Here is a 24,854-nt window from a genome sequence, read left to right on the forward strand (position 1 = left end):
GGTTTGGCACCTCGATGTCGGCTCATCGCATCCTGGGGCTGTAGTCGGTCCCAAGGGTTGGGCTGTTCGCCCATTAAAGCGGTACGCGAGCTGGGTTCAGAACGTCGTGAGACAGTTCGGTCCCTATCCGTCGTGGGCGTAGGAAATTTGAGAGGAGCTGTCCTTAGTACGAGAGGACCGGGATGGACGCACCGCTGGTGTACCAGTTGTCTTGCCAAAGGCATAGCTGGGTAGCTATGTGCGGAAGGGATAAGTGCTGAAAGCATCTAAGCATGAAGCCCCCCTCAAGATGAGATTTCCCATAGCGCAAGCTAGTAAGATCCCTGAAAGATGATCAGGTTGATAGGTCAGAGGTGGAAGCGCGGTGACGTGTGGAGCTGACTGATACTAATCGATCGAGGACTTAACCTAATATATATGCGTTAAACATAAGTGAATTGAATTGTGAATCGTTATCTAGTTTTGAAGGAATATAAAAGTAAAAAAACACTTGAAATATTCTTCTCAAATAGTATAATAATATTTGTCACAAATGTCTGGTGGCGATGGCGAAGAGGTCACACCCGTTCCCATGCCGAACACGGAAGTTAAGCTCTTCAGCGCCGATGGTAGTTAGGGGTTTCCCCTTGTGAGAGTAGGACGTCGCCAGGCTTTGAAATTTATAATTATTCCGCAGTAGCTCAGTGGTAGAGCTATCGGCTGTTAACCGATCGGTCGTAGGTTCGAGTCCTACCTGCGGAGCCATTTTGGAGAGCTGTCCGAGTGGCCGAAGGAGCACGATTGGAAATCGTGTAGGCGGTGAAAGCTGTCTCAAGGGTTCAAATCCCTTGCTCTCCGCCACTATTTATATATACATTGGCCCGTTGGTCAAGCGGTTAAGACACCGCCCTTTCACGGCGGTAACACGGGTTCGAATCCCGTACGGGTCACCATTTACACCTTTCATATGGAGGATTAGCTCAGCTGGGAGAGCATCTGCCTTACAAGCAGAGGGTCGGCGGTTCGATCCCGTCATCCTCCACCATAAAGTTTATATGTATTACTATTGTCGCGGGGTGGAGCAGTCCGGTAGCTCGTCGGGCTCATAACCCGAAGGTCGCAGGTTCAAATCCTGTCCCCGCAACCAATGGTCCGGTAGTTCAGTTGGTTAGAATGCCTGCCTGTCACGCAGGAGGTCGCGGGTTCGAGTCCCGTCCGGACCGCCATTATTTTAATAAAACACTTATCTCAAGTAAAAGGGTTTCGATAAGCGAAAAGGTCGAGGAAACGACTAAGCGAACACCGGAGCGTATGTAAATACGTGAGGATGTGAGTGTAGGAGTTGACGAAGAGATTTGAAGCTTAGCGGAAGCCGAAAACAATTTGGCTCAGTAGCTCAGTCGGTAGAGCAATGGACTGAAAATCCATGTGTCGGCGGTTCGATTCCGTCCTGAGCCACCTTTAGTGTATAACAGTCCTAAAGTCAAAAAAGCATGCCGGTGTAGCTCAATTGGTAGAGCAACTGACTTGTAATCAGTAGGTTGGGGGTTCAAGTCCTCTCGCCGGCACTGTTTCACATATATGGAGGGGTAGCGAAGTGGCTAAACGCGGCGGACTGTAAATCCGCTCCTTAGGGTTCGGCAGTTCGAATCTGCCCCCCTCCACCATTTATAGGGGCATAGTTTAACGGTAGAATAGAGGTCTCCAAAACCTTTGGTGTGGGTTCGATTCCTACTGCCCCTGCCAATTATATAGTGGCGATTGTGGCGAAGTGGTTAACGCATCGGATTGTGGTTCCGACATTCGTGGGTTCGATTCCCATCAGTCGCCCCATTTAAACAACTAATTCAATGGGCTATAGCCAAGTGGTAAGGCAACGGACTTTGACTCCGTCATTCGTTGGTTCGAATCCAGCTAGCCCAGCCATTTTTATTACACATTTTTGAAACTCTTGCATAGGCTAGAGTATACAAATTATATAAGCAAGTCGCGGAAGTAGTTCAGTGGTAGAACATCACCTTGCCAAGGTGGGGGTCGCGGGTTCGAATCCCGTCTTCCGCTCCAGTTTTATGAAGGCGGCATAGCCAAGTGGTAAGGCAGAGGTCTGCAAAACCTTTATCACCGGTTCAAATCCGGTTGCCGCCTCCATTTTTATTTACACCCTTGCCGGGGTGGCGGAACTGGCAGACGCACAGGACTTAAAATCCTGCGGTAGGTGACTACCGTACCGGTTCGATTCCGGTCCTCGGCACCATTTAAATGATTTTTGATTTGCCAGTGTGGCGGAATTGGCAGACGCGCACGACTCAAAATCGTGTTCCGTGAGGAGTGTCGGTTCGACCCCGACCACTGGTATCTAATAATTTCGAAAAACTTGTAAAGTCAATGCTTTGAGCAATCAGAGTATTGGCTTTTTTGTGTTTTATATTAATAAAGTGAGTTGCTAATCGTGTGGATAAAAAATTTTAGAAAGTATAATCAATTATGACTACCAATCAGGTTGGTCTCAAGGTTACTGAACAATCGGGCAAGCATTCCTGTAATGAATGAAAATGAGATTTGAGTATCAAAAAGACCTCTTGGTATGATTAAAATGTCCCAAAGCTGGCCAGCGAAAAGGACAAATCTATCATGACTAGGAGGCCTATCATGAATTATAACCAAAATAAGAAAATCGCTCAAATTACTCCTAAAACACTTATTATCAGAGTAGATATTGCAAAATTCAAACATGTAGCCAGAGCTCAGGATTTAATGAAATTGGGATTTTTTATACTGTAATACCCTAAACGTTGTAAATACGCGATTATCTATACTTAGGGGTAAAAAGAATCTTTAATCCATAAAAAATTTTACATTGAAGACATGTTAACAACGTATTCGTATTGATAACGAGCATAGCATCATCGAATTCTAACCAATTATTTATTATTGAGGGATTTCCTGGCAGGTGTATTGTTAATAATATAGTAGCTCAAAATTAAAATGAGGATAACGAAAGCATGTATTAATGTATTGAATGGGTCGTGGTGATCAACAATAATTAAGCGGAGCATTGCTGTATTGCCAATGTAGAGAAAGTATCGCATCGAATTAACACTAGGATTACTTAATGATGTTAGAAGAAGGCAACTAACCCAATAATAGGGAGTTGCCTTTTAAAAATGCTTTTGATATTTAATGAAATCTTAATATACATTATGACTCCCTTTTTTACAGCCAAAGTGATATTGCTATCTTTTAAAATTAGAGCTTTTTCTTTCAATTAATGTGGGAGCTAATTGTATATTAATCTTTTCTGATGAGACTTCGTTTTCAATTCGATTGAGAAGAATCTCAATGGTAGTTTTGACCATTTCTTCGATTGGTTGATGGATACTGGAAATCCCCATGATTTTAGCAAGATACGTATCATCGAAGCCAATCAAACTGATATCTTCAGGGATACGGATTCCCCTTTTTTGAGCAGCTTTCAAGAATTCAAGCGCCATGATATCGTTTGCAGCGAAGACACATGTGAAATCGAGGCGGTCAGCCTGATTAAAATATGCTTCTATGTCTTGTTGTATCAAAAAATTATTTGTCGAGGTCTGTTTAACATTGATTAAACTGTTTAACTCAAAACCGTTTTCATACAAGACACTTTTATAGCCCAAATACTTCTCATCAGGAACCGTCCCGATATACCCAAATTTTTTATGACCTGCATAGATAAAATTCTCGCCAGCAATCTTTCCAGCTTGCATGTGATCAAGACCGATACTATCTAGAGATTCTCGATTTTTCGTTATGATTACAGTTGGGATAGCAAGTTTGTTCAATCGTTGGATATTATACTCACCATTTGGGACAAGGATAATTCCGTCTACTTGTCGGGCGATGAAATTTTGGATGCTTTCCCATTCGGTAATCGGATTGTGTTTTGAGTTGTGCAATAGAATATTGTATCCACGTTTACGCGCTTCAAGTTCTAGTGTATCAATCAATTCAACAAAATATGGGTTAAAGGTCTCGGTCACACAGACACCGATAATATTTGAGTGGCTTCTTTTTAATGTTTGGGCAGCATTATTTGGGATAAACCCTACTTCTTCAATGACTTTGAGCACTCGTTTTGCAGCCTCTTCATTGACGCTTTTATTACCATTGATCACTCGTGATACAGTGGCTTGTGAAACATTTGCAAGTTTCGCAATTTCTTTCATCGTAAGTTTACTCATACATGGCTCCTTTCAAGCGCTGAGAAAACGTATTCTTTATATATGAATATTTTTAATTAAAGGAATTACTTTTTTTAGTATAATATATATTTCGGATTAATGAAAGCGTTTGTAAAAAAATGTTGACACACATTTTTTGATGTTATAACATGAAATAAGAAAGCGTGAATACGTTTTCACGGAATATTCTAATCTAGGGGGTTAAAAGGCAGTATGAAAAAGTTAATTTTGTTAGTTTCAGCATTAGTCTTTGCTATCTCATTAGTAGGATGTAATTCAAAACAGGCTAGCGACAAAGAAAAAATCACTGTTTGGACACAAGCCGCAGCAGATCATCCAGAAGGAAAGATGTTTGCTGACCGAGTAAAGAGCTACAATGAGGCTCATCCAGACGGACCAAAAGTCGAAATACAAAACATCACACGTGCAGGAGCTGGTTCAGGCTACATAGATAAGCTGAATGCAGCAATTACAGCAAATGAAATGCCTGATATTTTCACATTAGACGGACCTGATATTGGGGCTTACGTTGATTCAGGATTACTTGGTGAACTAGATGAATACATGAGCGAAGGATTTAAAGATGGATTCACGCAAGCGATCATCGACCAAGGAACAGTGGACGGGAAATTCTACGGAATGGGTTATTCAGACTCAGGCGTAGCCATCATGTATAACGAAGACATGATCAATGCATTACCTGAAGATGTAAAAGCATTAGTTCCTTCACTTGATCAAGACTGGACATGGGATCAATTTATTGAGTTATCAAGAAAAGTGGACGAGTTTGCAAAAACGTCGGATGATCCAGCGTTTGCAAATTATGAAGTACCTGTAAGTTTATTACTAACAGACATTACTGCAGGTGCCTATGAATTAGGAACATACTACTTCACACCACTTCTTTGGGGAAATGATGCAAACATCGTCGCTGAAGATGGTGTAACAGTTGATGGCGTATTAAACAGCGACAAAAGTGTAGAAGCATTAACAAAGTATGCGCAATTATTTGCTGAACCAGTACTTGCTAGTGCGACAGAATCCGAAAAAACATTCCATACAGGAAAATCAGCACTATCTGTTAGTGGATTCTGGTATGTAAATGAACTTATCAATAATTATCCTGATTTAAAATTCAAAACCGTTCGTTATCCAAAAATGAGTGAAGACTTCGACGGATTATACACACCATCAGGTTCTTGGGCATTTGTTCGTAACGGACAAGAAGAAGACGAAGAGCGCATCAAGCAAATCGTTGAAGTCATGGAATGGTTAAATAACGACGAAGCATCAAAAGAATATTTCGCTAAAAACGGTTCCATTCCAACAAGAATCAATTCCGTTGACGCGATTGATACAAATACAGACAACCCATATCACAACGATGCATGGACAGTATTAAAGTATCAAGCGGAAAACACAAACAAATCTCGTCCTGTATCACCTGGATATCCTTATCTTTCTGAAACCTTTGCAAAAGACGTCATTCTAAAAATTGCTCAAAACAAAACGACAGATGAAGCGACGATCAAGCAATATTTAGACGATGCAGTGAAGAAAATTGAAATAGAATTTGAAAAGTACAAAAAATAATCGTTTGTAAAAGTAAGAGGTGAGGTGATGACGTCACCTCACCTCTTACACTTTTTTAAAAGGGGTGTGAACCATGAAGAAATTTATCAAACGTTTTGTAAAAGTGAGAAATACAACCGAACACTTCAGACAAAGCGAACATTATAAAAAAAGAGATATCGTGTCCGCTTTCGGATTTTTAACACCTGCTTTAATTCTTGCGATTCTCTTCATTGTCTTACCAATTATTCTAGCGATTACGTACGGGTTTACGGATTACTATTTATTAAAACCAAACGACAAAGAATTTATTGGGCTTGAAAACTTTAAGCGAATGATAACAGATGAAGTGTTGATCCAAAGTTTCATGAACACGATTAAGTTTGTGGTGTTTGTTGTTCCTCTGCAACTATCGATGGCACTTGGACTTGCGCTCATTGTCAACAAAAAAATCAAAGGCGTAGGGTTCTTCCGTACCGCCTATTTTTCACCAGCTGTTTTATCTCTTGTTGTCATCTCAATCCTATGGACGGTCATGTTAAACCCAACATCTGGATTAATTAATGAACTCCTTGAAAATGTTGGGATTTCAAAGCAGCCTTTCCTCTCAAGTGCGTCTCAAGCAATGTATACGATCATTGCGATCTCTGCATGGTCAGGGTGTGGGTATCAAATGATGATCTTTTTAGCAGGACTTAAAAATATTGATGGAAGCCTTTATGAAGCAGCGGACATTGACGGAGCCAATGCGTTCCAAAAGTTTTTATTTATTACCATTCCGACATTAAAACCCATTCTAATGTTTTTAGTGATTACAACCACGATTCAGGCGTTTAAACTCATTGTTCAACCGATGGTTATGACAGGTGGAGGTCCGGATAACTCAACGATTACCATTTTGCAATACATTTATGAGTATGGATTCCGTCACCGAAACATTGGATATGCAAGTGCTGTTACATTAGTATTCACGATTTTCTTAGTCGTTATCTCAATCATTATTAAAAAGCTATTTAGAGAGGAGAAAACAGCATGAAAATTGTAAAGAAAACCTTGTTTTATATCTTGGCGTCTCTTGTGGCATTACAATTTTTGCTTCCTCTTATTTGGATGATTCTTTCTTCATTTAAAATCGATGAAGTGATTTACAAAGATATTGATACAATCTTTGCCTTTGTTCCAAAATTTTCTGATCTTTCGTTTGATTCCTATGTAGAGTTATTAGGTTTTTATAACATCTTTAAAAACGTTGGAAATAGTTTGATTTATGCATCCGTTACAGTAGTTGTAGGATTAACCATCAATTCATTGGCAGGTTATGCTCTAGCAAGATTTAAATTTCCATTTAAAGATTGGATTTTAATTTTTATTATCGCTCTTATGATTGTGCCAATTGAAGCGACCATTCTTCCATTGTTTTTAGTGGTAAATGAAATGGGATTAATCAACACGATTCCAGGTTATTTGCTGCCATTTATCATCAATGTGATGAACATTTTCTTATTCAGACAACATTTCTTATCCTTCCCTGGTGAATTGATTGAATCAGGGAAAATCGATGGACTAAGTGAAGTCGGATGTTTCTTCCGAATCGTCATGCCGTCAAGCTTAAATATGTATATTACAGTTGGAATTTTAACGTTCTTAGCATCATGGAACGATTTTCTATGGCCGGTTATGGCGTTATCAAACGCAGATTTGATGCCAATTCAAGTTGCCCTTAATGCGGTTTTTGCAGACAAGTATAACATTTTCACAAGTCACATGATGGCAGCACTAACAATCGTAACGATTCCAATCGTTATTCTTTATATCATTTTCCAAAAATACATTGTGGAAGGTTCCATGCAAAGTGGAATTAAATAAAAGAGGTGCCCTATGAATCGACTGCAAAAAGCAAACGACTATATCAAAGAAAACAAACATAAAACAAATAACCGACCCCTTTTTCACTTTTCACCAGAAATCGGATGGATCAATGACCCAAATGGTTTTTCATTCTACAAAGGGAAATACCAGCTCTTTTATCAGTATTACCCGTATGACATTGTATGGAATGACATGCATTGGGGTCATGCAACAACAAATGATTTTGTCAATTGGGAGTACCTTCCCGTAGCGATGGCCAATGACAAAGTGTATGATGCAAACGGATGTTTTTCTGGAAGTGCGATTGAAAAGGATGGGAAGCTCTATCTCATTTATACAGGTCATATTGATCCTAACTTAGGGTTTGATAAAGATGAATCACAAATTGCTGAACGTCAGTGTGTTGCAGTGTCAGAGGATGGTATCCATTTCGAGAAATCCAAATTAAATCCCGTGATTGGCGAAAAAGAATTGCCAGAAGGGTATCTCATTTGTGATTTCAGAGACCCTAAAGTGTTAGAGCGTAACGGGGTATACTACTGTGTATTAGCGGTAAGAAACGCGAAACGTCGTGGTGAAATCATCATGTTCCAATCAAAAGATTTACTTCAGTGGAGCTTTCATTCTTCTATTTTTCAAATGCCATTTGAAGAAAATACGTTACTAGAATGTCCAGATCTCTTCCACTTAGACGGAAAAGATATGCTAATTTTCTCAGAAATGCCATGCGACCCTGAATTTGACGGAGAAGTAAAGAAAAAGACGTCTTATTTGATTGGACACATGGATTTTGAAAACGGAGCATTCACTCCTGAGGCAAAGGGCTTGCTAGATTATGCAACGTTTTACGCACCACAAACAACGGACGGTCAAAACGGAGAGAGACTTTTAATTGGATGGATGCATCGTTGGACAAAAGCAACACCACCAAAAGAGTACGGCTATAACGGCATGATGAGTTTACCAAGAAAGTTACACATCAAAAACAACACATTGATTCAACAAGCTTATATTAGCCATGACGATTATTTCACACCTGTTGCTGTTCATGAACATGTTTCATTAAATGAGGACTTGCACATTGAAAGCGGAAGAACAGGATATTTATCCCTATCCCTATTATCTAAGAGTGAATCGTTTGTTGTTGAATTAAACAAGGAAGAAACAACAGCAACACGCGTGAGTGTGGATCCATCATCCAATTCTGTTGTGATTACTTCTGATTATGGAGATAGTGAACCAATTACCGTACGTGACTGTTTTAACAATAAAGAAAACACACTAGAATTTTATGTGGATCTTCATTCAGTTGAAATCTTTGTGAATAAGGGAGAAAAAGTCGCAACATTTACGGCATATGAAAAAGAAAAAGGAACAAGCATTGTCCTTTCAGGAAAAGGAGCCCAATTAAAAGAAGTTCGTTATGAGGCGTTTAGTTCTTAATAAACGAAATAAAACAGCACTGTTTAACAACAGGGCTGTTTTATTTAAACATATATGGGGTATGGAAGTAAATAAGCCTTCTATTGCAGTTGCAGAGAATATTGGATTTAGAATTGTATTAAACTATGTTTTTTATAATTTTTCATTTGAATAACTTGGTTCTTCAACTAACCTTTAACATTTTTAATATAATTTACTCAATTCCTCCAATATATTGACAGTTTTCGAGAAGCATAATATAATCAAAGTCAATCAAGAACATCCAAATTTAATCAATTCAACAGAGTATTCAACCACGAAAAATCACCATTTCTACTTACCACATCTTTGAAACCGCTAACAAATAGAAGTTCCTATCAACAAGATTAATCAAAATGATTCACGCACATCTTTAAGGAAAATGACTCATAATAGAACGTCTTAAGGGGGTGATCAGTAACAGTTTTGTAAGCGTTAACAATTTCAATCCAATCACGAAAAATCACCATTTCTACTTACCACATCTTTGAAACCGCTAACAAATAGAACCTCCTATCAACAAGATTAATCAAAATGATTCACGCACATCTTTAAGGAAAATGACTCATAATAGAACGTCTTAAGGGGGGGGATCAGGAACAGTTTTGTAAGCGTTAACAATTTCAATCTCCAATATTTGTCTTGCTATGAAAATCGTTCTTATTAATTAAATTCCGGTAGTGTCAAAAGTTCTATGAAAACTAAATAAGTATCAAGAACTTATCCACTATTTAGGTGGTGATCCCACGCAATCACTCCGCAATGGTTTAACAGAAGGATATCAAAGGCGAAGGGAACAAAAAGAAGACATGTCAAATAAGCCCTTTGTTTTCCATTTTAAACCATTGGCAAGTTCGGTTTGTCTAGAGTTCGCTAACGCCGATTGCTGATTTAGTTCAAGGAGTCTGCTAAACAAATAGTTAGTCTACCCGTTGCTCGATCATCCATTGTTGGGCTAACTCTATAAGCATTGTCCAACGTGCTGGCATAGTAGGAAGCCCTTGTAATTTTGGGTTTACTACGGGTACTTTTCCTTCAAGGGATGCATGTGGCAGGGGGTGGCAATTTTTTTGCTTATAAAAGCCCTCTATCAAGTATTTTATAGCCTATTTCTTATAAAAGTTTTGAAAATACGTAAATCCCTTAGGGGGGAGATAATATGGAAACAAATATATCTATTGAAAAGTCATATTCAAAAGAACGACGGAACATTGTAGTAGGATTATCTGTTTTTTTCTTAACATTTTTAAGCGGTTTTCCTTTTAAGGCAACAAAGGTAAGTGCTGCCAACGAAACGATCTATTACCCAGTAGATTATGGAGCACAGTTAAATAACCCCAATTTTGACAACGCACCAATTATTAATAATCTTATTAATAATATGCCTCCATCTGGAGGAGTCATTGAATTACCAGCAGGAGAAATGTGGATTCATTCTCCAATTAAAATTAATCGCTCTTATGTGACAATCAGAGGCGTTAATGCAGGTACACGTTCGAATATCGACCCCGAAGAACAAACAGGTCTAACTCATCCAGGTGGAGGAAGTAAACTTGTATTAGGTAATAACTGTCAAACAGCTATCGTTTCTGAAAGACGCGTTGGAGCACCACGAGTATCTTCGATTCAACTGGAAAGCTTTTTGATTCAAGGTCGTGGAACAGATAAAGGTCAAATTGCTGTTAATATCGACCAAGATAATGATGCAGTTCGTATTATTGGTGTTTCAACTATCAACGTAGATACAGGTTTACGATTAAATGGAGCTGACGCATGCACAGTAAGAGGCTGTTGGATTTCAGAAGTTCGTAATGGACTTCTTTCGGTCGGTGCTTCTCAGCAATTATTAGTAGCCAATAACTACTTTGGAACACAACCGTTAGGAAAAAGTGTATTTTTAGAAAATCCTAACTGGGCAAATATTGTAGGTAACAACATCTATCCTGATGGACATGTATGTTTAGAAGCTATAGGAGCCAATGACTGTACGTTTACAGGAAATAATATCCAAAGCTACTACACTGGTGCTGTTATTATTAAAGGAAATGGAAATTTGTTTTCTGGGAAAGTGCAAGCGCTCAGAGATGGTGCAGGTAACTGGAAAAGTGACCCTATTGGGCGTGATGGTTTTTATGGACTGATTCATGTTAATGGAAATGATAATCATATCACTGCGTCAACTATCAATTCTGCTCAACCAGAAAATAACACTCGTATCCTAATTATGGGTGGTAATGGAAACTGGGTGACTAATACCAAGATTTATGGTATTTCTTCGAATCGAAAAGTTGTAGTCAATGGTTCATGTGTGGATACACGTATTGTACATTCTGCGTCATCGTTAGAGGTAGATAAAGCTAGTTCGAATACAACAATCGTTTGGTAATTTATTGCTCTGCTATTACTCTATTTGGGGTACGGCAACGATTCGCCCGAGATTTTCAACTGTAATTAAAATTAATCAAGGATTTAAAAAACTCGGTAAGAATATTGATTTAAACGACTTTTTTTGCTGAAGCTATTCTAAAAATGATTATAAGCGTCTAAAAAAATTATTTAAAAATTAGGAGGGAAAATTATGCTTCAAAATATTGGCGGACCAGGATTAATACTAATTTTAATCATCGCCCTTATTATTTTCGGACCTTCTAAGTTACCGGAAATCGGAAGAGCATTTGGCTCAACATTAAGGGAATTTAAAAAGTCTACCAGAGATCTTGTAACAGATGACTCAAATTCAGAAACATCTAATAAGAAAGAATGACTAACCAAATAATAATAGGAGATGTAGGTTCTGTCTTACATCTTCTTTTTCATGGAGTGATTAGGTTGGAAGATCAAAACATGCGCTTAGTTCAGCACTTTGAGGAATTACGTAAACGCATTATTATCACTATAGTTTCCTTTCTGCTGTCTTTAGTCCTAGCATTTATATATGTCCAAGATATTTATCATGTGTTAGTTAAAGACTTGCCATTTAAGCTGGCTCTGTTAGGACCGAGTGATATCTTACTCGTTTATTTAATGATTGCAAGCGTTGTTGCTATTACAGCTACTATACCAGTTGCTGCGTACCAAGCTTGGTTGTATGTACGTCCAGCGTTAACACCAAAAGAACGCAGAGTTACCATCGCTTATATTCCAGGACTATTTATTCTATTCATATTAGGAATTAGTTTTGGTTACTTTATTCTATTTCCTCTTGTACTAAATTTTTTAATGTCGCTATCTAATGATATGTTTACTACTTTCTTTACAACGGAGAAATATTTCCAATTTTTGCTTCACATGACTTTGCCTTTTGGATTTCTGTTTGAACTTCCTGTTGTCATTATGTTTTTAACAAGTTTAGGAATTATAAATCCATACCGTTTACAAAAAAATAGGAAATATGCATACTTTCTGTTAATCTTCGTTTCAATTTTGATTACGCCTCCAGATTTTCTATCAGATATCCTGGTGGTTATACCTTTATTACTCTTATATGAAAGTAGTATCAGCTTATCTAAATTTGTTTATAAAAGACAGCAAAGGACTAAAGAAGAAAAAAATGAGGTATACGAATCTGTTTAATAAATATAAAAAGCTGATTCCTTAAAATAAGGTGAGGAATCAGCTTTTTTAAGTCTTTAACTTTGCTTAACATACAAAATTCGCGTTTTTTGCTCTGGCCCCCTATACGTAAAAAAGTAACTCACACCCTAACTTTATAGGGCTAGGGGAAGTTACTTGCTCCTTTTCCCCTTTTTCTTTTACTGACCTCAACATTTATGTGAGTTATAAGAACATCCCAAATTTAGAAATGAGAACAAGAATAGAGATGAAAGCGACAGCAGGAAAGCCAATTTTCAAGGTTCAAGATAATATAGCGGCAAGGCTTATAACGCCGTTCTCGGCTAATTTCTTATCAAAGAACAGCCACAAGAACAACACAGCCAGCTGCTAAAAGAAAATGAATATCGAATAAAGTTAGTGGATTAATAGCGAGGGAATAAGCGGTAATCGTACGGCGGTTGTTGATGCTATTTTGTTGGTGCTGCTTAAATAGTTCATTTAGCTTCTTTTTGGCGGAAACGTATTCCGGTGAACCACTAGAACAAAAGGTCCTAAAATCAATGGTTTCTGGACGCTTAGTGAATAATTTTTTCATTATTGTTGTTTTTCCTCCTTTAGTTGTCAGAATATTTAATTGTCTAAATCGAATACAAGTAGTACCTTACCATGCTTGTTCTGTACGTGAGGCAGACGGGTGACTTGGTCAACGGAAATTTTACAGGCTTTGATTGGTTAAGCGAAACGTAAAAAAATGGTGATTTTAAAAATTTATAGTTATCCAACTGGATTTTCCGTTTGTTCATCCTTTGATGACGAATCGGATGAAGATCTATTCAAGGGACTTTCGGGTTGGTTGGATACCGATTTTCCGGGAATCATTGCCATTATGCTCCCTGATGGTCGTATAATGGCAAGAGCGGTTAATAGGGATGGAAACTTCACTGAAGTTACGTCCGTCAGCGTTGTCGGTCCTGATATGAACGAGGAAATTCCGGAATATAAGATGAGGACTGCACAGACTTTCGGTAAAGGGACGACGGAGAAACTCTCTAGTCTCTCGATTGGATTCGTAGGTGTTTCCGGAACGGGGATTCCTGTTGTGGAACAATTACACCGATTGAGTGTAGGTGAATAAGTTCTTGTAGACGGAGATAGAGTTGAGGAAAAAAATGTAGGTCGTATTTACAATTTTACCCTTAGTGATGCGGCAGAGGGTCGGCAAAAGGTTCAAAATAGCATATCTGATAGGGAAAATGGTTGAGGAGGAATATTCTCAACCATTTTTTTAATATTAATTTAAAAAACCGTTGAAACGTTTCCAAACTAGTGATATCATAAGTTTATGAAATCGCTTTAATATTGGAGGTAGTTGTAGTGCCAAGTTTAAAAGATGTTGCAGACCTGGCAGGAGTTGGAGTTGGCACTGTTTCACGAGTCATTAACAATCACCCGAATGTAAGGAACGAAACACGGGAGAAAGTGAATGCTGCGATCAAACAATTAAATTACACACCTAATGAAGTTGCAAGAAACTTTAAAATGCAAAAATCAACAATGGTTGCGTTATTACTCCCTAGTATTTGGCATCCGTTTTTCTCGGAACTGGCCTATTATATCGAAGATGAGCTTGATCGGGAAGGTTTTAAATTGATGCTCTGCAATAGTGGAGGAAGACCTGACAAAGAGCTTTATTATTTGGATATGCTCACTCAGAATAAAGTAGCAGGGATTATTGGAATTACTTATAATGACATCGAGGATAGCGTGAACACCGATATTCCGATTATCAGCATTGACCGTCATTTTGGGAAAAAAATCACATGTGTAACTTCAGATAACTATACTGGCGGCCGCATTGCCTTAAAAGAACTTGTAAAGGCAGGAGCAAAAAAAGCGGCGTATCTGGGAATCACTAGTTCTGCCTACAGTGAGGTCGAACTTCGGAAAAAGGGATTTATCGAAGAAGCAAATGCTCAAGGGATTGAATATATCATTTATGAGGAGAATGATGCTGTTTATAATGATGATGAATTTTTCGGAAATTTCTTTAAAATAAAAGAACTTCTTAATGTTTCCGGCATATTTGCTAATACTGATCTACTAGCCGCCAAATATATTGATAAAGCTAAACAATATGGAATACGAACTCCCGAGGATGTAAAAGTAATTGGTTATGATGGAATTCAAAATAATAAGCTGTTTCACCCGATTCTATCAACGATTCGACAGCCGGTCGAAGAGATGGCCAGAATGTCTGTGAAACTTCTCTTAAGAAAGGTTGAAGGAGAGAGGCTAGAACATGAGATTTATCGAATCCCGGTCATGTACAGAGAAGGAGAAACGACCTAACAGGTCAAATTTTTTTAGCTTTAATTGGAAACGTTTCAATTGAAACTGATAAATTTTTTTAGCTTTAATTGGAAACGTTTCAATTGAAACCGATAAATTTTTTTAGCTTTAATTGGAAACGTTTCAATTGATAAACTTTTTTAGCTTTGAACCTGGTCTTACCTGTTCTATTATTGATCATTATTGGAGCAGGGATTGCTCTGTTCTATTTTTATCCAGTTACCATTTTATTCATTGGAAGTTTCACTGCCTATACGATTTATTACATATGTCAAATGTGGTTTAATCAGCTGCTAAATATGAAAGGAACGAATTGAGGCGTTGAATCTATCATTATTAGCCTCAACTCTCATCAGTTTATTTGTGACCCGAGTAAAGTCCTATGGGCCGATTTTTATGCAGCTGTTTCTTGGAGTAATCTTCCTGAGGGACGCCGTTTATGGCTCGGGTAGATGAAAAATTGGAAATATGAGCAGGACATTCCAACATCTTTATTCAGAGGAACGGTGTCGATGCTAACAAATAGAAGTTCCTATCAACAAGATTAATCAAAATGATTCATGCACATTTTTAAGGAAAACGACTCATTATAGAACGCTTAAGGGAGGTGATGCAGCAATATATTTGTAAGCGTTAACAATTGTAATTTTCAATATTTGTCATGCTATGAAAATCATTTTTATTAATTAAATGAATTCCTGGGGGGCTCACAATGAAAAAGAATGTAAAAACTTTATTTGTACTAGTTTTAATCCTTGTAATGGCTTTAATGACTGCATGCACCAGTGCAAGTGAAACTTCAAGTGATAGCACTGGACAGGAAAACAGTGACGATAAGTTAACAATTGGATTAACTGTAGGTACTTTAGCAAATCCATTTTTCGTTGCTATGGGAAAGGGTGCCGAGGAAGCAGGGAAGGAATTAGGTGCAGAGGTTCTTGTCGAAAGCGCTGAATATGATCTGGCAAAACAAACCTCTCAAATTGAAACCTTTATTACAAAAAAGGTAGATGTCATTTTATTAAATGCTGTTGATTCGAAAGGGATTGCTGCAGCTGTCCAACAAGCAAAGGATGCTGGCATTCCAGTAATTGCAGTTGATACGAATGCTGATGGCGGTGTTAATTCAACAGTCACTTCGGATAACTACCAAGCAGGTAAGCTTGCTGGTGAATATGTGGTTGAACAATTAAATGGAAAAGGAAACATTGTTATAATCGATGGACCTCCAGTTTCAGCCGTTACAGATCGTATTCAAGGATTTGAGGATGTGATTAAAGAGTCTGGAATTAAAGTAGTTGCAAAGCAAAATGGTGAAGGAAGCCGTGAAAAAGCATTATCCGTTATGGAAAGTATTTTACAAGCGAATCCGTCTGGATCAATTGACGCTGTATTTGCGATCAATGACCCTGAAGCAATCGGAGTAGAAATTGCTCAAGAGCAAGCTGGACGGAAGGATGAGTTTTTTATTGTAGGTGTAGATGGTGCTCCTGAAGCGACAGAAGCAATGTCTAAAGAAGGAAGCTCTATTATGGCGACTTCAGCTCAATCACCAAGCGAAATGGTGAAAAAGGCAGTTGAAATTGGAATGAAAGTGAAAAATGGTGAAGAAGTTGAAGAGCTTATTAAAGTACCTGTTAAGCTTGTAACTCAAGATACATTAGATTCTTATCAGGGTTGGTAAGATTCAAAGGGTCAGACCCCACTAACATAATATATAATTTAAAAATTTATGAAAAGGATTATATATGAGTATTGTTGTGTGGGGTCAGACCCTTTTTAAATAAGGGGTGGGATGAAATTATGGCTATTAAAGAGATGTTAATAAAAAAACACCACAAGATAAATATGCCGGTACTGAATATGGAAGGGATAAGTAAAACATTCTCAGGTGTAAAGGTATTAAACAATGTGAGGATTGAACTTTATCCAGGTGAAGTACACGCATTAATGGGAGAAAACGGTGCTGGGAAATCAACATTTATGAAAATCCTTGCAGGAATCCATACTCCTGATCAAGATGGCGGGACCATCTATTTTAAAGATCAACCTATAGCATGGAAGGATCCTGTTGATGCAAGGAACAGAGGGATCAGTGTTATCCACCAGGAGTTAAACCTCTCTCCTAATCTTACAATCAGTGAAAATATTTTAATGGGTTCGCCTTTTCCAAGAAATCGACTAGGAATGGTCAAATGGGACGATGTCCATGAACGTGCACAGAAAGTACTCAATTCTATGGGATCTAATCTAAATCCCCGTCAACTCGTTTCAACCTTGAGTGTCGCCCAACAACAAATGGTCGAGATCGCACGAGCATTATCCTTTAAGGCAGAGGTTCTGATCATGGATGAACCTACAGCCTCGCTAACAGATAAAGAGATTACAAAGCTGTTTCAAATTATTGGTGATTTAAAAAAACAAGGAGTTGCGATCGTTTATATTTCTCATAGGATGGATGAAATCTTTAAGATTTCGAATCGCTTCACAGTATTACGCGATGGCGAATGGATTGCAAGCGGTCCGATTGAAGAGACAAATCCCGACCACCTTGTAAAGCTAATGGTAGGTCGTGATTTAAAAGATTTATTTAATCGTACGAAAGCATCTGAGAAAACAGTATCATCTGGGGCTGCCCCTGTTCTGGAGCTGAAAAATGTTTCGGATCATACCATTGTAAAAGAAGTTTCGTTTAAAATCTACCCTGGTGAAATTGTTGGTTTAGCAGGACTTGTAGGTGCAGGTCGAACAGAGCTGGTTAGGGCTCTATTTGGTGCATCGGAGCTGAAAAGCGGGGAAATAGTCGTAGATAGCAAGACTGTTAATATAAAATCACCAATCGATGCGATTGCAAATGGAATTGCCCATGTGCCTGAAAGTCGGAAGGAACAAGGATTATTTTTATCAATGTCAGTAAAAGAGAATCTTTTAATGGCAGAATTAAAAAAGCATTCTAAGTCAGGAATTGTTCGGTGGAAACAGGTTAATGCAAGTGCCGACCAGTTTATAAAAGACTTAAATATAAAAATTGCCTCTCCAGAACAGCAGGTCTCAAACTTGAGCGGAGGCAATCAACAAAAAGTAGTCATTGCTAAATGGTTGTCCATTGCACCTAAGGTTTTACTACTTGATGAACCAACTCGGGGCGTTGATATTGGGGCAAAAACTGAAATACACAAAATTGTCTCAAAGCTTGCTGATGAAGGCTTAGCCGTATTGGTGATTTCATCTGAGCTGCCGGAAGTACTAGGAATCAGTGATCGAATCCTTGTCATGTGCGAAGGAAGATTAACGGGGGAACTTTCGAGAGAAGAAGCGACACAAGAAAAAATTATGTATTTAGCTACTAGAGGGGAGTAGAGAAAAATGAAAGGAAATATTCAATCAGCTTCACCACCACAAAGCCTGCAAGTAGGAAATATCCTTCATGGACTATGGAATCGTTTAGGGATGATTATGATTCTATTACTATTATGTGTTGTCCTTTCATTTACAGCACCTAACTTTTTGGATACGGCCAATATGTTAAATGTATTAAAGCAGGTTTCCATTATTGCGATATTAGCTGCAGGAATGACAATTGTTATTTTAACAGGCGGAATTGATTTATCAGTTGGTTCTACAGTTGCTCTATCTGGCGTTATCTCAGTTATGGTTTCTGCTGCAGGAGTTAACCCAATACTTGCGATGTTATCAGGTGCAGCAGTAGGTTATGCAGTAGGTCTTATAAATGGCTTTTTTACAGCAAAAACGAAATTGCCATCATTTATCGTGACATTAGGAAGCTTTACATATGTTCGCGGTCTTGCTTATGTCATAAGTGGCGGCTATCCAATTGTTTTGCAAAATGAAACCTTTAAATTCATTGGCGGCGGAGCTATTTTTGGAGTGCCTACCCCGATCTATATCATGCTTTTAGTATATGGCGTAATGTTTTTTGTCCTTAAGTATACAATGTTTGGACGCCATATTTATGCTATCGGCGGAAACGAAGAAGCTGCACGATTAACAGGCATAAAGGTTGAAAAAACATTAATAAACGTTTATTCCATCAGCGGCTTGTTAGCTGGTTTAGGCGGCGTCGTATTAGCAGGAAGATTGTATTCCGGCCAGCCAACTGCAGGACAAATGTATGAATTAGATGCGATTGCTGCAGTTATTTTAGGCGGAACAAGCTTAACTGGAGGTAAGGGCAGAATACAAGGAACGATCATAGGGGTATTAATCATGGGGGTGATTAGTAATGGATTAACATTAATGGATGTAAATTATTATTGGCAGCTAGTTGTTAAAGGCGGTGTAATTGTAGCAGCAGTTTTATTAGATCGTTTAAGAGGAAGCAGTGCAGCATGAACTTCACCTTGTTATTAAAATGATAAAGGAGTTTATATGAAAATGTCTATAAAAAGGAAGATTTCTGCGCTTCTAATCAGTTTAACTGTTCTTGGTTGTCCGTTTACAAGTGTTTCTGCTGCAGAGGATTCTGGGTATTATCAAGAACCTTTTCGTAATCAATTTCATTTTTCCCCTGAAGCAAACTGGATGAATGATCCTAATGGAATGGTTTATTATGACGGTGAATATCATTTGTTTTATCAGTATTATCCTTATGGGACGACATGGGGACCGATGCATTGGGGTCATGCAGTAAGTGAAGACCTTGTGCATTGGAAGCATTTGCCGATTGCCTTATCACCTGATGAAAACGGTGACATTTTCTCAGGAAGTGCTGTGATCGATTGGAACAATACAGCAGGATTTGGAAAAGAAGCAATGGTTGCAATCTTTACTCATTCAGGGGAAAAAGGTCAGGTTCAAAGTCTTGCCTATAGCCTTGACAAAGGAAGAACGTGGGAAAAATATGAAGGGAACCCTGTAATGCCTAATCCACCTATCCCTGATTGGCGTGATCCGAAGGTTTTCTGGCATAAAGATACAAGCCAGTGGGTGATGTCATTAGCAGCAAAGAATAAGGTCATGTTTTATACGTCACCTAATTTAAAAGACTGGGAGTTTGCTAGTGAATTTGGTCCAGATGGCGGGATTCAAGCGAATAGTCTTGATCGCACCTCTTATGCGATGTCTTCGCAAGCAGGCGGATCTTTTAGCTATAATGGCGATATCACCCTTAACGAAAAGAATGGGAGAGAAGGCGCTGGCGGTCTTGTTTTTCGCGCTGACAAGGATGCGAAGAATGGATATGTGGCCAACCTGGATGCAAAAAATGATGTTGTCACATTAAGTAAAAATGTAGATGGTATTACGAAAGAAATTGCTCGCAAACAATTAACTCTAAAAACCTCAACGACTTATCAAGTAAAGATAGATACCAATGGGGACCAAATCAAAGTTGCTGTAAACGATCAGCTTGTTATTGAAGCAAATGATCCAACTTTCGAAAGCGGTTACTATGGTTTATCTGCATGGAATTCTACAGCAGCTTTTAGAAATGTTGAATTTAATAATAAATCAAATTTTGTGACGAACCTGTCAAAATGGAAGGTTATAGGTGGCACTTGGGAAGATACGTTAGCCGGGAAAAATGGGAGCTCTGCGGACGATGCGTTTATTATGAGCGGTCAAACGGCTGATGACTTATTATATGAAGCAGATCTCATGATTTCTGGAGATAAAGGAGGAAATGGAGCAGGCGCACTCGTTTTCCGCGCAGATGCTGATGCAAAGAATGGTTATGTTGCAAATATTGATGCACTGAATGATACGATCAAACTAATGAAAATTGAAAATGGAAAGATATCAGTCTTAACTGAAAAAGCAATGAATATTGATAAAGATAAGTCTTACAATTTAAAGGTAAGTACGTACAAAGAAAACATTAAAGTATATGTAGATGGTGATCTCATTCATGACATCAATGACACAACATTTTCATCTGGATATGTAGGATTGAACATTTGGAATTCCTCAACGAATTTTCAAAATGTTCAACTAAATAAGAATATCATAACAAATGAGAAGGAAATCAAAAACCATGATTTTGAAACAGATGATTTAACTGGTTGGAATATAATCAAAGGAAATGCATTTACAAATGATCATGTGACAGATACAGCATCCTATTGGGGCGGTCCATTTGGCCATGAAGGAAACTATCATTTATGGGGATTTTCAGATCTTCAGGGTGGAGACGATGCAACAGGTGAACTGCATTCCTCTTACTTTAAGCTGGGTGGATCAGGTGAAATTAATTTCTTATTAGGCGGTGGCAATGACATTAGCAATCGCTATGTATCATTAGTGAGAGCCTCTGATAATAAAGAATTAATTCGTCAGGCAAATACGAAATTTAATGATGAAAAGTATAACAAATACGTATGGGATGCTTCTGATTATATCGGTGAAGTGCTCTATATGAAAGTGGTTGACCAAGCTGAAGGCGGCTGGGGTCATATAAATTTAGATGATGTTCATGTTTATAATGAGGGCCCTATGCCTACAGAAGTTGACAATGTTGCAAAAGAACCTGTGGAAGCTGAAATTAAGCAGAGCGGAACCCTTACAGACTGGACGGCTGTTTCAGGTGAATGGATTCCTTCTACACAGGGCAGCAACGGCGGTATTTGGGAATGTCCTGCTTTGGTTGAATTGCCAATTGATGGCGATCCGACAAAAACAAAGTGGGTGCTGCAAGTAAGTTTAAATGATGGAGCCCCTGCTGGCGGGTCTGGTATGCAATATTTTGTCGGCAGTTTTGACGGAAAAACATTCAAAAATGAGAATCCGTCTGATCAGGTATTATGGACTGATTACGGAGCAGACTACTATGCTGCAGTCGAATGGAGCGGAATTGAGGGTGAGAATGGCGAGAAATATTGGCTTGGCTGGATGAGCAACTGGCACTACGCCAACAATACACCAACATCATCCTGGAGAAGTTCAATGAGCTTGCCTCGTAAGATGGAGCTTACTCAAACGGAAGATGGTGTGCGTTTAAAACAAACGCCGGTTTCGATCAATTCAATTCGTGACAATAGCAAGAAAGTATCTTATAAAAATAAAGTGATTTCAAATGAGAGCAATCTTTTAGATGATTTTTCGGGAGATGCTTTTGAAATGATTGCTGAATTTGATGTATCTAATACAAAGTCAACTGAATTTGGATTTGAAGTGCGTAAAGGCTCTGCTGATGAGCATACAAAAATAGGCTATGACGTTGCGAACAAGCAATTATTTGTTGACCGAACAAAATCTGATTCATTTGATTACGGCAGCAGTATCGTAGACATGCATGATGGTCCACTATCTGTGTCAGATGGAACAGTGAAAATGCATATTTTTGTCGATCGTTCGGCTGTAGAAGTGTTTGGCAACAATGGAGAAACAGTTATTACTGACCAAATCTTCCCTAGTCCAACAAGTAAAGGAGTTAAAATTTATAGTAAGGATGGCAATGTTACATTGAAATCCTTAAATATTTATCCTGTAAAAAGCATCTGGAAAAAAAGCGGCTTTAAATCAACCATAAAAAGTTGGAAAGCAGTAAATGGCAGCTGGGCAGATACGATTGCTGGAAAACAGGGACAAAGCAGCGGGGATGCCTTCACTTTATCAAAGGAAGCAGGAAGCGATTTTAAGTATGAAGCAGACATAAAAATTCTTGATACGGACTCACATCCAAATGATCCTAATAAGGATAGAGTTGGTAACTTAGTCGGTGCAGGTGCATTAGTTTTTCGTTCCGATTCAGAAGGGAAAAATGCGTATGCTGTCAATGTTGATGTAAAACATAATGTTGTCAAATTAATCAAGTTTGTTAATGGTGTTGGTCATGACCTTGGCACCTATAACAATGATGGAAAGCTTAAACTGGAAGCAAATAAAAGCTATCATCTCAAAGTAGTAACCGCAGGTGAAAGCATTAAGACCTATTTAGATGGCAAGCTTGTCATTGACAAAAACGACCAAACCTATAAAGAGGGATACTTTGGACTAAATGTTTGGGATTCAACTGTTGTGTTTAATCATGTAAAAAACAAGGTTAAATAATGAAGGAATAAAAGATGCCCCTAACTATGGGGGATTCCATCAGGACATGTAGAAGAGGGAAACAGTATCTGAAGCAGCTATTAGGGAAATGAAGGAGGAAACGAACTTAGATATACGTATTACCAAGTTAAGGTATATTTTTATAGCTTGTTCTTCCAGACTTTTCTGACCTTAGCTTTATTGATAATTTTAACTTACAAGGTATTCCGATTCTGGAGGTTGGTTTACTTCCGCCTAAATTCCAATTCGCTCACTTTGGCGGCACGCTAGCTCCTACCTTGCTATTAGAAGTTACGGGTAGAACTACTCGGATTGTAAATGAGTTGGAATATGGGTTAATGATGGTATCTGAGATGGAAAGTCCGAAATGTGACAGACATTGTGATAGGGACAAGGATGATTGTCACCATCATAAAAAACGTGGCAATAAGTGCGAAGAAGACCACCATAATGATGATTGTGATGAACACAGGCATAATAATCACCACCACAAAAAGCGTTGCAACAAATGTGGAAATACCACGACTAAGTGTCACAACTAATCACCTGGAGACTGACTCGCAAAAATAAGTCAGTCTCTTTCTAAAATACCGGTGTTATTTTATAGCTTTTTATTCGTAAGATCTCTTCTTGTTTACCAATTTTTTTATTTCCCTGTGGCTAATGAAAGAAATCACATAACTCCTTACACTTCCTATAACCAAAATTAGGTGCAATAACATCGTAGCTGTCATAGACCGCAATAAGGTTTTAAAAAGTTCCTATAAACACTAAAAAGTACCCTATAGGTACGGAATGGTTCCATGACACTACCGTGAGAACTATCAGTGATAGTTGGAAAGCTTATACAGAAGCCATATCATACTATTGAAACGTATCAAAAAAATAAAGTTGGGTTTCAAAACTTCACCATAAGTAGAGATTACGAGAATAGTAGTATGGATGGCAGTAGTCAACAAATGGAAGTCCAATTTGATATGCAAAAGGGTAATAAGTTTACGACAGAATTTTTCAAAGGTGAAAATGAAAAACTATTACTGACCTTTAATAAGAGTCGAAATGTAATGGTCTTAGATCGCAGAAACACAGAATATTCCATTGTAAATTTAGGAGCGAAAAATGATTTTACTAGAAGTCAGTTAATTGATTTATCTAATCCAGTGAACCTAACCATCATCTTAGATATTTCGTCAATTGAAATCTTTGTGAATGATGGTGATCATGTATTTACCTCGTTGTTCTTTTCAAAAGAATTGGGTGAACGAGTTTGTTTCATTCTGAAGGTACGACTTGCATTGATAGATTGATAAAGTGGGAGATTATCTAGAGGTGAGGGAATGGGGAAAGTAATTACAATAGGTGAAGTGTTAAGTGACTTCATTCCAGCAGAAAAGGGGTACAAATTAAATGAAATAGAGGAATTTATAAGAAAACCAGGTGGAGACCCTTTAAATGTATCAGCAAGTATATCTCGTTTAGGGGGGAAATCAAAATTTATTGGAAAAGTAGGGCAGGATGCATTTGGTGAATATCTTTTAGATGTATTAAATCACTAGCGTCGTATTAAAATTACATCTCGCCCAAAAGAATTCTGAATACTCCATAAGTAATCTTTTCCATAAAAAAATCCTTTATAATGGATTGGAGGCAGTAATCCATCCAAATCCAAAATAAAGGACAAACCCATGGATAAGATTACACGAAAAACTGCATTTGAGCAATGGGCATCGCCGATTTCCAATGAGTTATTTACGGAACAGGTCCAGCTCCATTGTCTCGATTACTATACAAAGAAGCTCCACATGGCTTCAGCCAGTATTATTGAGTGCTTTAGTTGTTCGT

At 38.2% G+C, this 24,854-nt stretch carries 21 protein-coding genes, 16 tRNA genes, 2 rRNA genes and 3 pseudogenes (1 of these 42 only partly in view); 38 read left to right on the forward strand and 4 right to left on the reverse strand.

Annotation, left to right across the window (positions count from 1 at the left end):
- From GMB29_RS02855 to GMB29_RS27580, 19 genes are all read left to right on the forward strand, one after another.
- Positions 1-411, forward strand: a 23S ribosomal RNA gene (locus GMB29_RS02855) (it extends 2,519 nt beyond the left edge of the window).
- 124 nt (positions 412-535) lie between these two features.
- Positions 536-651 (forward strand): 5S ribosomal RNA (gene rrf, locus GMB29_RS02860).
- A gap of 18 nt (positions 652-669) precedes the next feature.
- Positions 670-744: transfer RNA gene (locus GMB29_RS02865), tRNA-Asn, on the forward strand.
- Between the two features lie 4 nt (positions 745-748).
- Positions 749-840 (forward strand) — tRNA-Ser (locus tag GMB29_RS02870).
- A gap of 17 nt (positions 841-857) precedes the next feature.
- Positions 858-932: transfer RNA gene (locus GMB29_RS02875), tRNA-Glu, on the forward strand.
- A 16-nt stretch (positions 933-948) separates the two neighbouring features.
- A tRNA-Val gene (locus tag GMB29_RS02880) sits at positions 949-1,024 on the forward strand.
- Positions 1,025-1,049: 25 nt separating this feature from the next.
- A tRNA-Met gene (locus GMB29_RS02885) sits at positions 1,050-1,126 on the forward strand.
- A gap of 2 nt (positions 1,127-1,128) precedes the next feature.
- A tRNA-Asp gene (locus GMB29_RS02890) sits at positions 1,129-1,205 on the forward strand.
- Between the two features lie 159 nt (positions 1,206-1,364).
- Positions 1,365-1,437: transfer RNA gene (locus tag GMB29_RS02895), tRNA-Phe, on the forward strand.
- Positions 1,438-1,474: 37 nt separating this feature from the next.
- Positions 1,475-1,547: transfer RNA gene (locus GMB29_RS02900), tRNA-Thr, on the forward strand.
- Between the two features lie 15 nt (positions 1,548-1,562).
- A tRNA-Tyr gene (locus GMB29_RS02905) sits at positions 1,563-1,646 on the forward strand.
- A 5-nt stretch (positions 1,647-1,651) separates the two neighbouring features.
- Positions 1,652-1,725 (forward strand) — tRNA-Trp (locus tag GMB29_RS02910).
- A gap of 11 nt (positions 1,726-1,736) precedes the next feature.
- Positions 1,737-1,812: transfer RNA gene (locus tag GMB29_RS02915), tRNA-His, on the forward strand.
- A gap of 18 nt (positions 1,813-1,830) precedes the next feature.
- A tRNA-Gln gene (locus GMB29_RS02920) sits at positions 1,831-1,905 on the forward strand.
- A gap of 63 nt (positions 1,906-1,968) precedes the next feature.
- A tRNA-Gly gene (locus GMB29_RS02925) sits at positions 1,969-2,043 on the forward strand.
- A 10-nt stretch (positions 2,044-2,053) separates the two neighbouring features.
- Positions 2,054-2,127 (forward strand) — tRNA-Cys (locus GMB29_RS02930).
- Between the two features lie 17 nt (positions 2,128-2,144).
- Positions 2,145-2,233 (forward strand) — tRNA-Leu (locus GMB29_RS02935).
- A gap of 19 nt (positions 2,234-2,252) precedes the next feature.
- A tRNA-Leu gene (locus tag GMB29_RS02940) sits at positions 2,253-2,334 on the forward strand.
- Between the two features lie 294 nt (positions 2,335-2,628).
- Positions 2,629-2,760 carry a hypothetical protein gene (locus GMB29_RS27580; protein ID WP_264766589.1) on the forward strand — a complete coding sequence of 44 codons (132 nt, stop codon included), beginning with the start codon at positions 2,629-2,631 and terminating at the stop codon, positions 2,758-2,760.
- 140 nt (positions 2,761-2,900) lie between these two features.
- On the opposite strand, the gene GMB29_RS02945 is transcribed toward GMB29_RS27580, so the two are convergent.
- Positions 2,901-3,068 (reverse strand): phosphate-starvation-inducible PsiE family protein, encoded by a 168-nt coding sequence (locus tag GMB29_RS02945; RefSeq protein WP_136359197.1) that lies wholly within the window; start codon positions 3,066-3,068, stop codon positions 2,901-2,903.
- A 144-nt stretch (positions 3,069-3,212) separates the two neighbouring features.
- Positions 3,213-4,199: a LacI family DNA-binding transcriptional regulator gene (locus tag GMB29_RS02950; protein ID WP_136359199.1), complete on the reverse strand. Its 987-nt coding sequence runs from the start codon at positions 4,197-4,199 to the stop codon at positions 3,213-3,215.
- Between the two features lie 213 nt (positions 4,200-4,412).
- Here GMB29_RS02950 and GMB29_RS02955 point away from each other — a divergent pair, with 213 nt between their 5' ends.
- The 8 genes from GMB29_RS02955 to tatC all read left to right on the forward strand — a co-directional run bounded on the left by GMB29_RS02955 (position 4,413) and on the right by tatC (position 12,674).
- Positions 4,413-5,792, forward strand: coding sequence for an ABC transporter substrate-binding protein (locus tag GMB29_RS02955; protein ID WP_136359201.1), 1,380 nt, complete (start codon positions 4,413-4,415; stop codon positions 5,790-5,792).
- A 73-nt stretch (positions 5,793-5,865) separates the two neighbouring features.
- Positions 5,866-6,807: a carbohydrate ABC transporter permease gene (locus GMB29_RS02960; protein ID WP_136359203.1), complete on the forward strand. Its 942-nt coding sequence runs from the start codon at positions 5,866-5,868 to the stop codon at positions 6,805-6,807.
- Positions 6,804-7,637 carry a carbohydrate ABC transporter permease gene (locus tag GMB29_RS02965; protein WP_136359205.1) on the forward strand — a complete coding sequence of 278 codons (834 nt, stop codon included), beginning with the start codon at positions 6,804-6,806 and terminating at the stop codon, positions 7,635-7,637. The genes GMB29_RS02960 and GMB29_RS02965 overlap by 4 nt, the downstream gene beginning before the upstream one ends.
- 12 nt (positions 7,638-7,649) lie before the next feature.
- Complete coding sequence (locus tag GMB29_RS02970) at positions 7,650-9,083, forward strand: glycoside hydrolase family 32 protein (RefSeq protein ID WP_136359207.1); 1,434 nt, start codon at positions 7,650-7,652, stop codon at positions 9,081-9,083.
- Positions 9,064-9,237 (forward strand): hypothetical protein, encoded by a 174-nt coding sequence (locus GMB29_RS27905; protein WP_155443824.1) that lies wholly within the window; start codon positions 9,064-9,066, stop codon positions 9,235-9,237. Before GMB29_RS02970 ends, GMB29_RS27905 begins: the two co-directional genes overlap by 20 nt.
- Before the next feature lie 1,023 nt (positions 9,238-10,260).
- The gene (locus GMB29_RS02980) at positions 10,261-11,487 is read left to right on the forward strand and encodes a NosD domain-containing protein (RefSeq protein ID WP_136359209.1); all 1,227 of its coding nucleotides are present in this window, start codon (positions 10,261-10,263) and stop codon (positions 11,485-11,487) included.
- A 192-nt stretch (positions 11,488-11,679) separates the two neighbouring features.
- On the forward strand, positions 11,680-11,865 hold the full coding sequence (tatA, locus tag GMB29_RS02985; RefSeq protein ID WP_046514233.1) for a twin-arginine translocase TatA/TatE family subunit: 186 nt from the start codon (positions 11,680-11,682) through the stop codon (positions 11,863-11,865).
- 80 nt (positions 11,866-11,945) lie between these two features.
- On the forward strand, positions 11,946-12,674 hold the full coding sequence (tatC, locus tag GMB29_RS02990) for a twin-arginine translocase subunit TatC (protein WP_406600331.1): 729 nt from the start codon (positions 11,946-11,948) through the stop codon (positions 12,672-12,674).
- Between the two features lie 334 nt (positions 12,675-13,008).
- On the opposite strand, the gene GMB29_RS02995 is transcribed toward tatC, so the two are convergent.
- Positions 13,009-13,251: a hypothetical protein gene (locus GMB29_RS02995; protein ID WP_136359213.1), complete on the reverse strand. Its 243-nt coding sequence runs from the start codon at positions 13,249-13,251 to the stop codon at positions 13,009-13,011.
- A 258-nt stretch (positions 13,252-13,509) separates the two neighbouring features.
- Here GMB29_RS02995 and GMB29_RS03000 point away from each other — a divergent pair, with 258 nt between their 5' ends.
- From GMB29_RS03000 to GMB29_RS26865, 9 genes and pseudogenes are all read left to right on the forward strand, one after another.
- Positions 13,510-13,791, forward strand: a complete 282-nt coding sequence (locus GMB29_RS03000) for a hypothetical protein (protein ID WP_136359215.1) — start codon at positions 13,510-13,512, stop codon at positions 13,789-13,791.
- A 239-nt stretch (positions 13,792-14,030) separates the two neighbouring features.
- The gene (locus GMB29_RS03005) at positions 14,031-15,005 is read left to right on the forward strand and encodes a LacI family DNA-binding transcriptional regulator (RefSeq protein WP_136359217.1); all 975 of its coding nucleotides are present in this window, start codon (positions 14,031-14,033) and stop codon (positions 15,003-15,005) included.
- A gap of 368 nt (positions 15,006-15,373) precedes the next feature.
- A pseudogene (locus tag GMB29_RS27910) lies at positions 15,374-15,520 on the forward strand (hypothetical protein); the annotation flags it as partial.
- A gap of 197 nt (positions 15,521-15,717) precedes the next feature.
- Positions 15,718-16,689, forward strand: a complete 972-nt coding sequence (locus GMB29_RS03010; RefSeq protein WP_136359219.1) for an ABC transporter substrate-binding protein — start codon at positions 15,718-15,720, stop codon at positions 16,687-16,689.
- Between the two features lie 119 nt (positions 16,690-16,808).
- Positions 16,809-18,365, forward strand: a complete 1,557-nt coding sequence (locus GMB29_RS03015; protein WP_155443825.1) for a sugar ABC transporter ATP-binding protein — start codon at positions 16,809-16,811, stop codon at positions 18,363-18,365.
- 6 nt (positions 18,366-18,371) lie between these two features.
- Positions 18,372-19,358 (forward strand): ABC transporter permease, encoded by a 987-nt coding sequence (locus GMB29_RS03020; protein ID WP_155443826.1) that lies wholly within the window; start codon positions 18,372-18,374, stop codon positions 19,356-19,358.
- Between the two features lie 48 nt (positions 19,359-19,406).
- Positions 19,407-20,453: pseudogene (locus tag GMB29_RS27915) on the forward strand (glycoside hydrolase family 32 protein); the annotation flags it as partial.
- A 30-nt stretch (positions 20,454-20,483) separates the two neighbouring features.
- Positions 20,484-23,012: a glycoside hydrolase family 32 protein gene (locus tag GMB29_RS27790; RefSeq protein WP_406600332.1), complete on the forward strand. Its 2,529-nt coding sequence runs from the start codon at positions 20,484-20,486 to the stop codon at positions 23,010-23,012.
- 33 nt (positions 23,013-23,045) lie between these two features.
- Positions 23,046-23,178, forward strand: a pseudogene (locus tag GMB29_RS26865) (NUDIX hydrolase); the annotation flags it as partial.
- A gap of 169 nt (positions 23,179-23,347) precedes the next feature.
- Here the strand turns inward: GMB29_RS26865 and GMB29_RS03030 are convergent.
- Positions 23,348-23,548, reverse strand: a complete 201-nt coding sequence (locus tag GMB29_RS03030) for a hypothetical protein (protein WP_136359032.1) — start codon at positions 23,546-23,548, stop codon at positions 23,348-23,350.
- Between the two features lie 291 nt (positions 23,549-23,839).
- Between GMB29_RS03030 and GMB29_RS03035 the strand changes: the two genes are divergently transcribed.
- Both GMB29_RS03035 and GMB29_RS03040 read left to right on the forward strand, forming a co-directional pair.
- A complete protein-coding gene (locus tag GMB29_RS03035; RefSeq protein WP_136359030.1) occupies positions 23,840-24,319 on the forward strand; it encodes a GH32 C-terminal domain-containing protein in 480 nt (159 codons plus the stop codon).
- Between the two features lie 30 nt (positions 24,320-24,349).
- A complete protein-coding gene (locus tag GMB29_RS03040) occupies positions 24,350-24,568 on the forward strand; it encodes a PfkB family carbohydrate kinase (RefSeq protein ID WP_136359028.1) in 219 nt (72 codons plus the stop codon).
- Positions 24,569-24,854 lie beyond the last annotated feature (286 nt).

The sequence above is a fragment of the Metabacillus sediminilitoris genome (assembly GCF_009720625.1).
Classification (GTDB): Bacteria; Bacillota; Bacilli; order Bacillales; family Bacillaceae; genus Metabacillus; species Metabacillus sediminilitoris.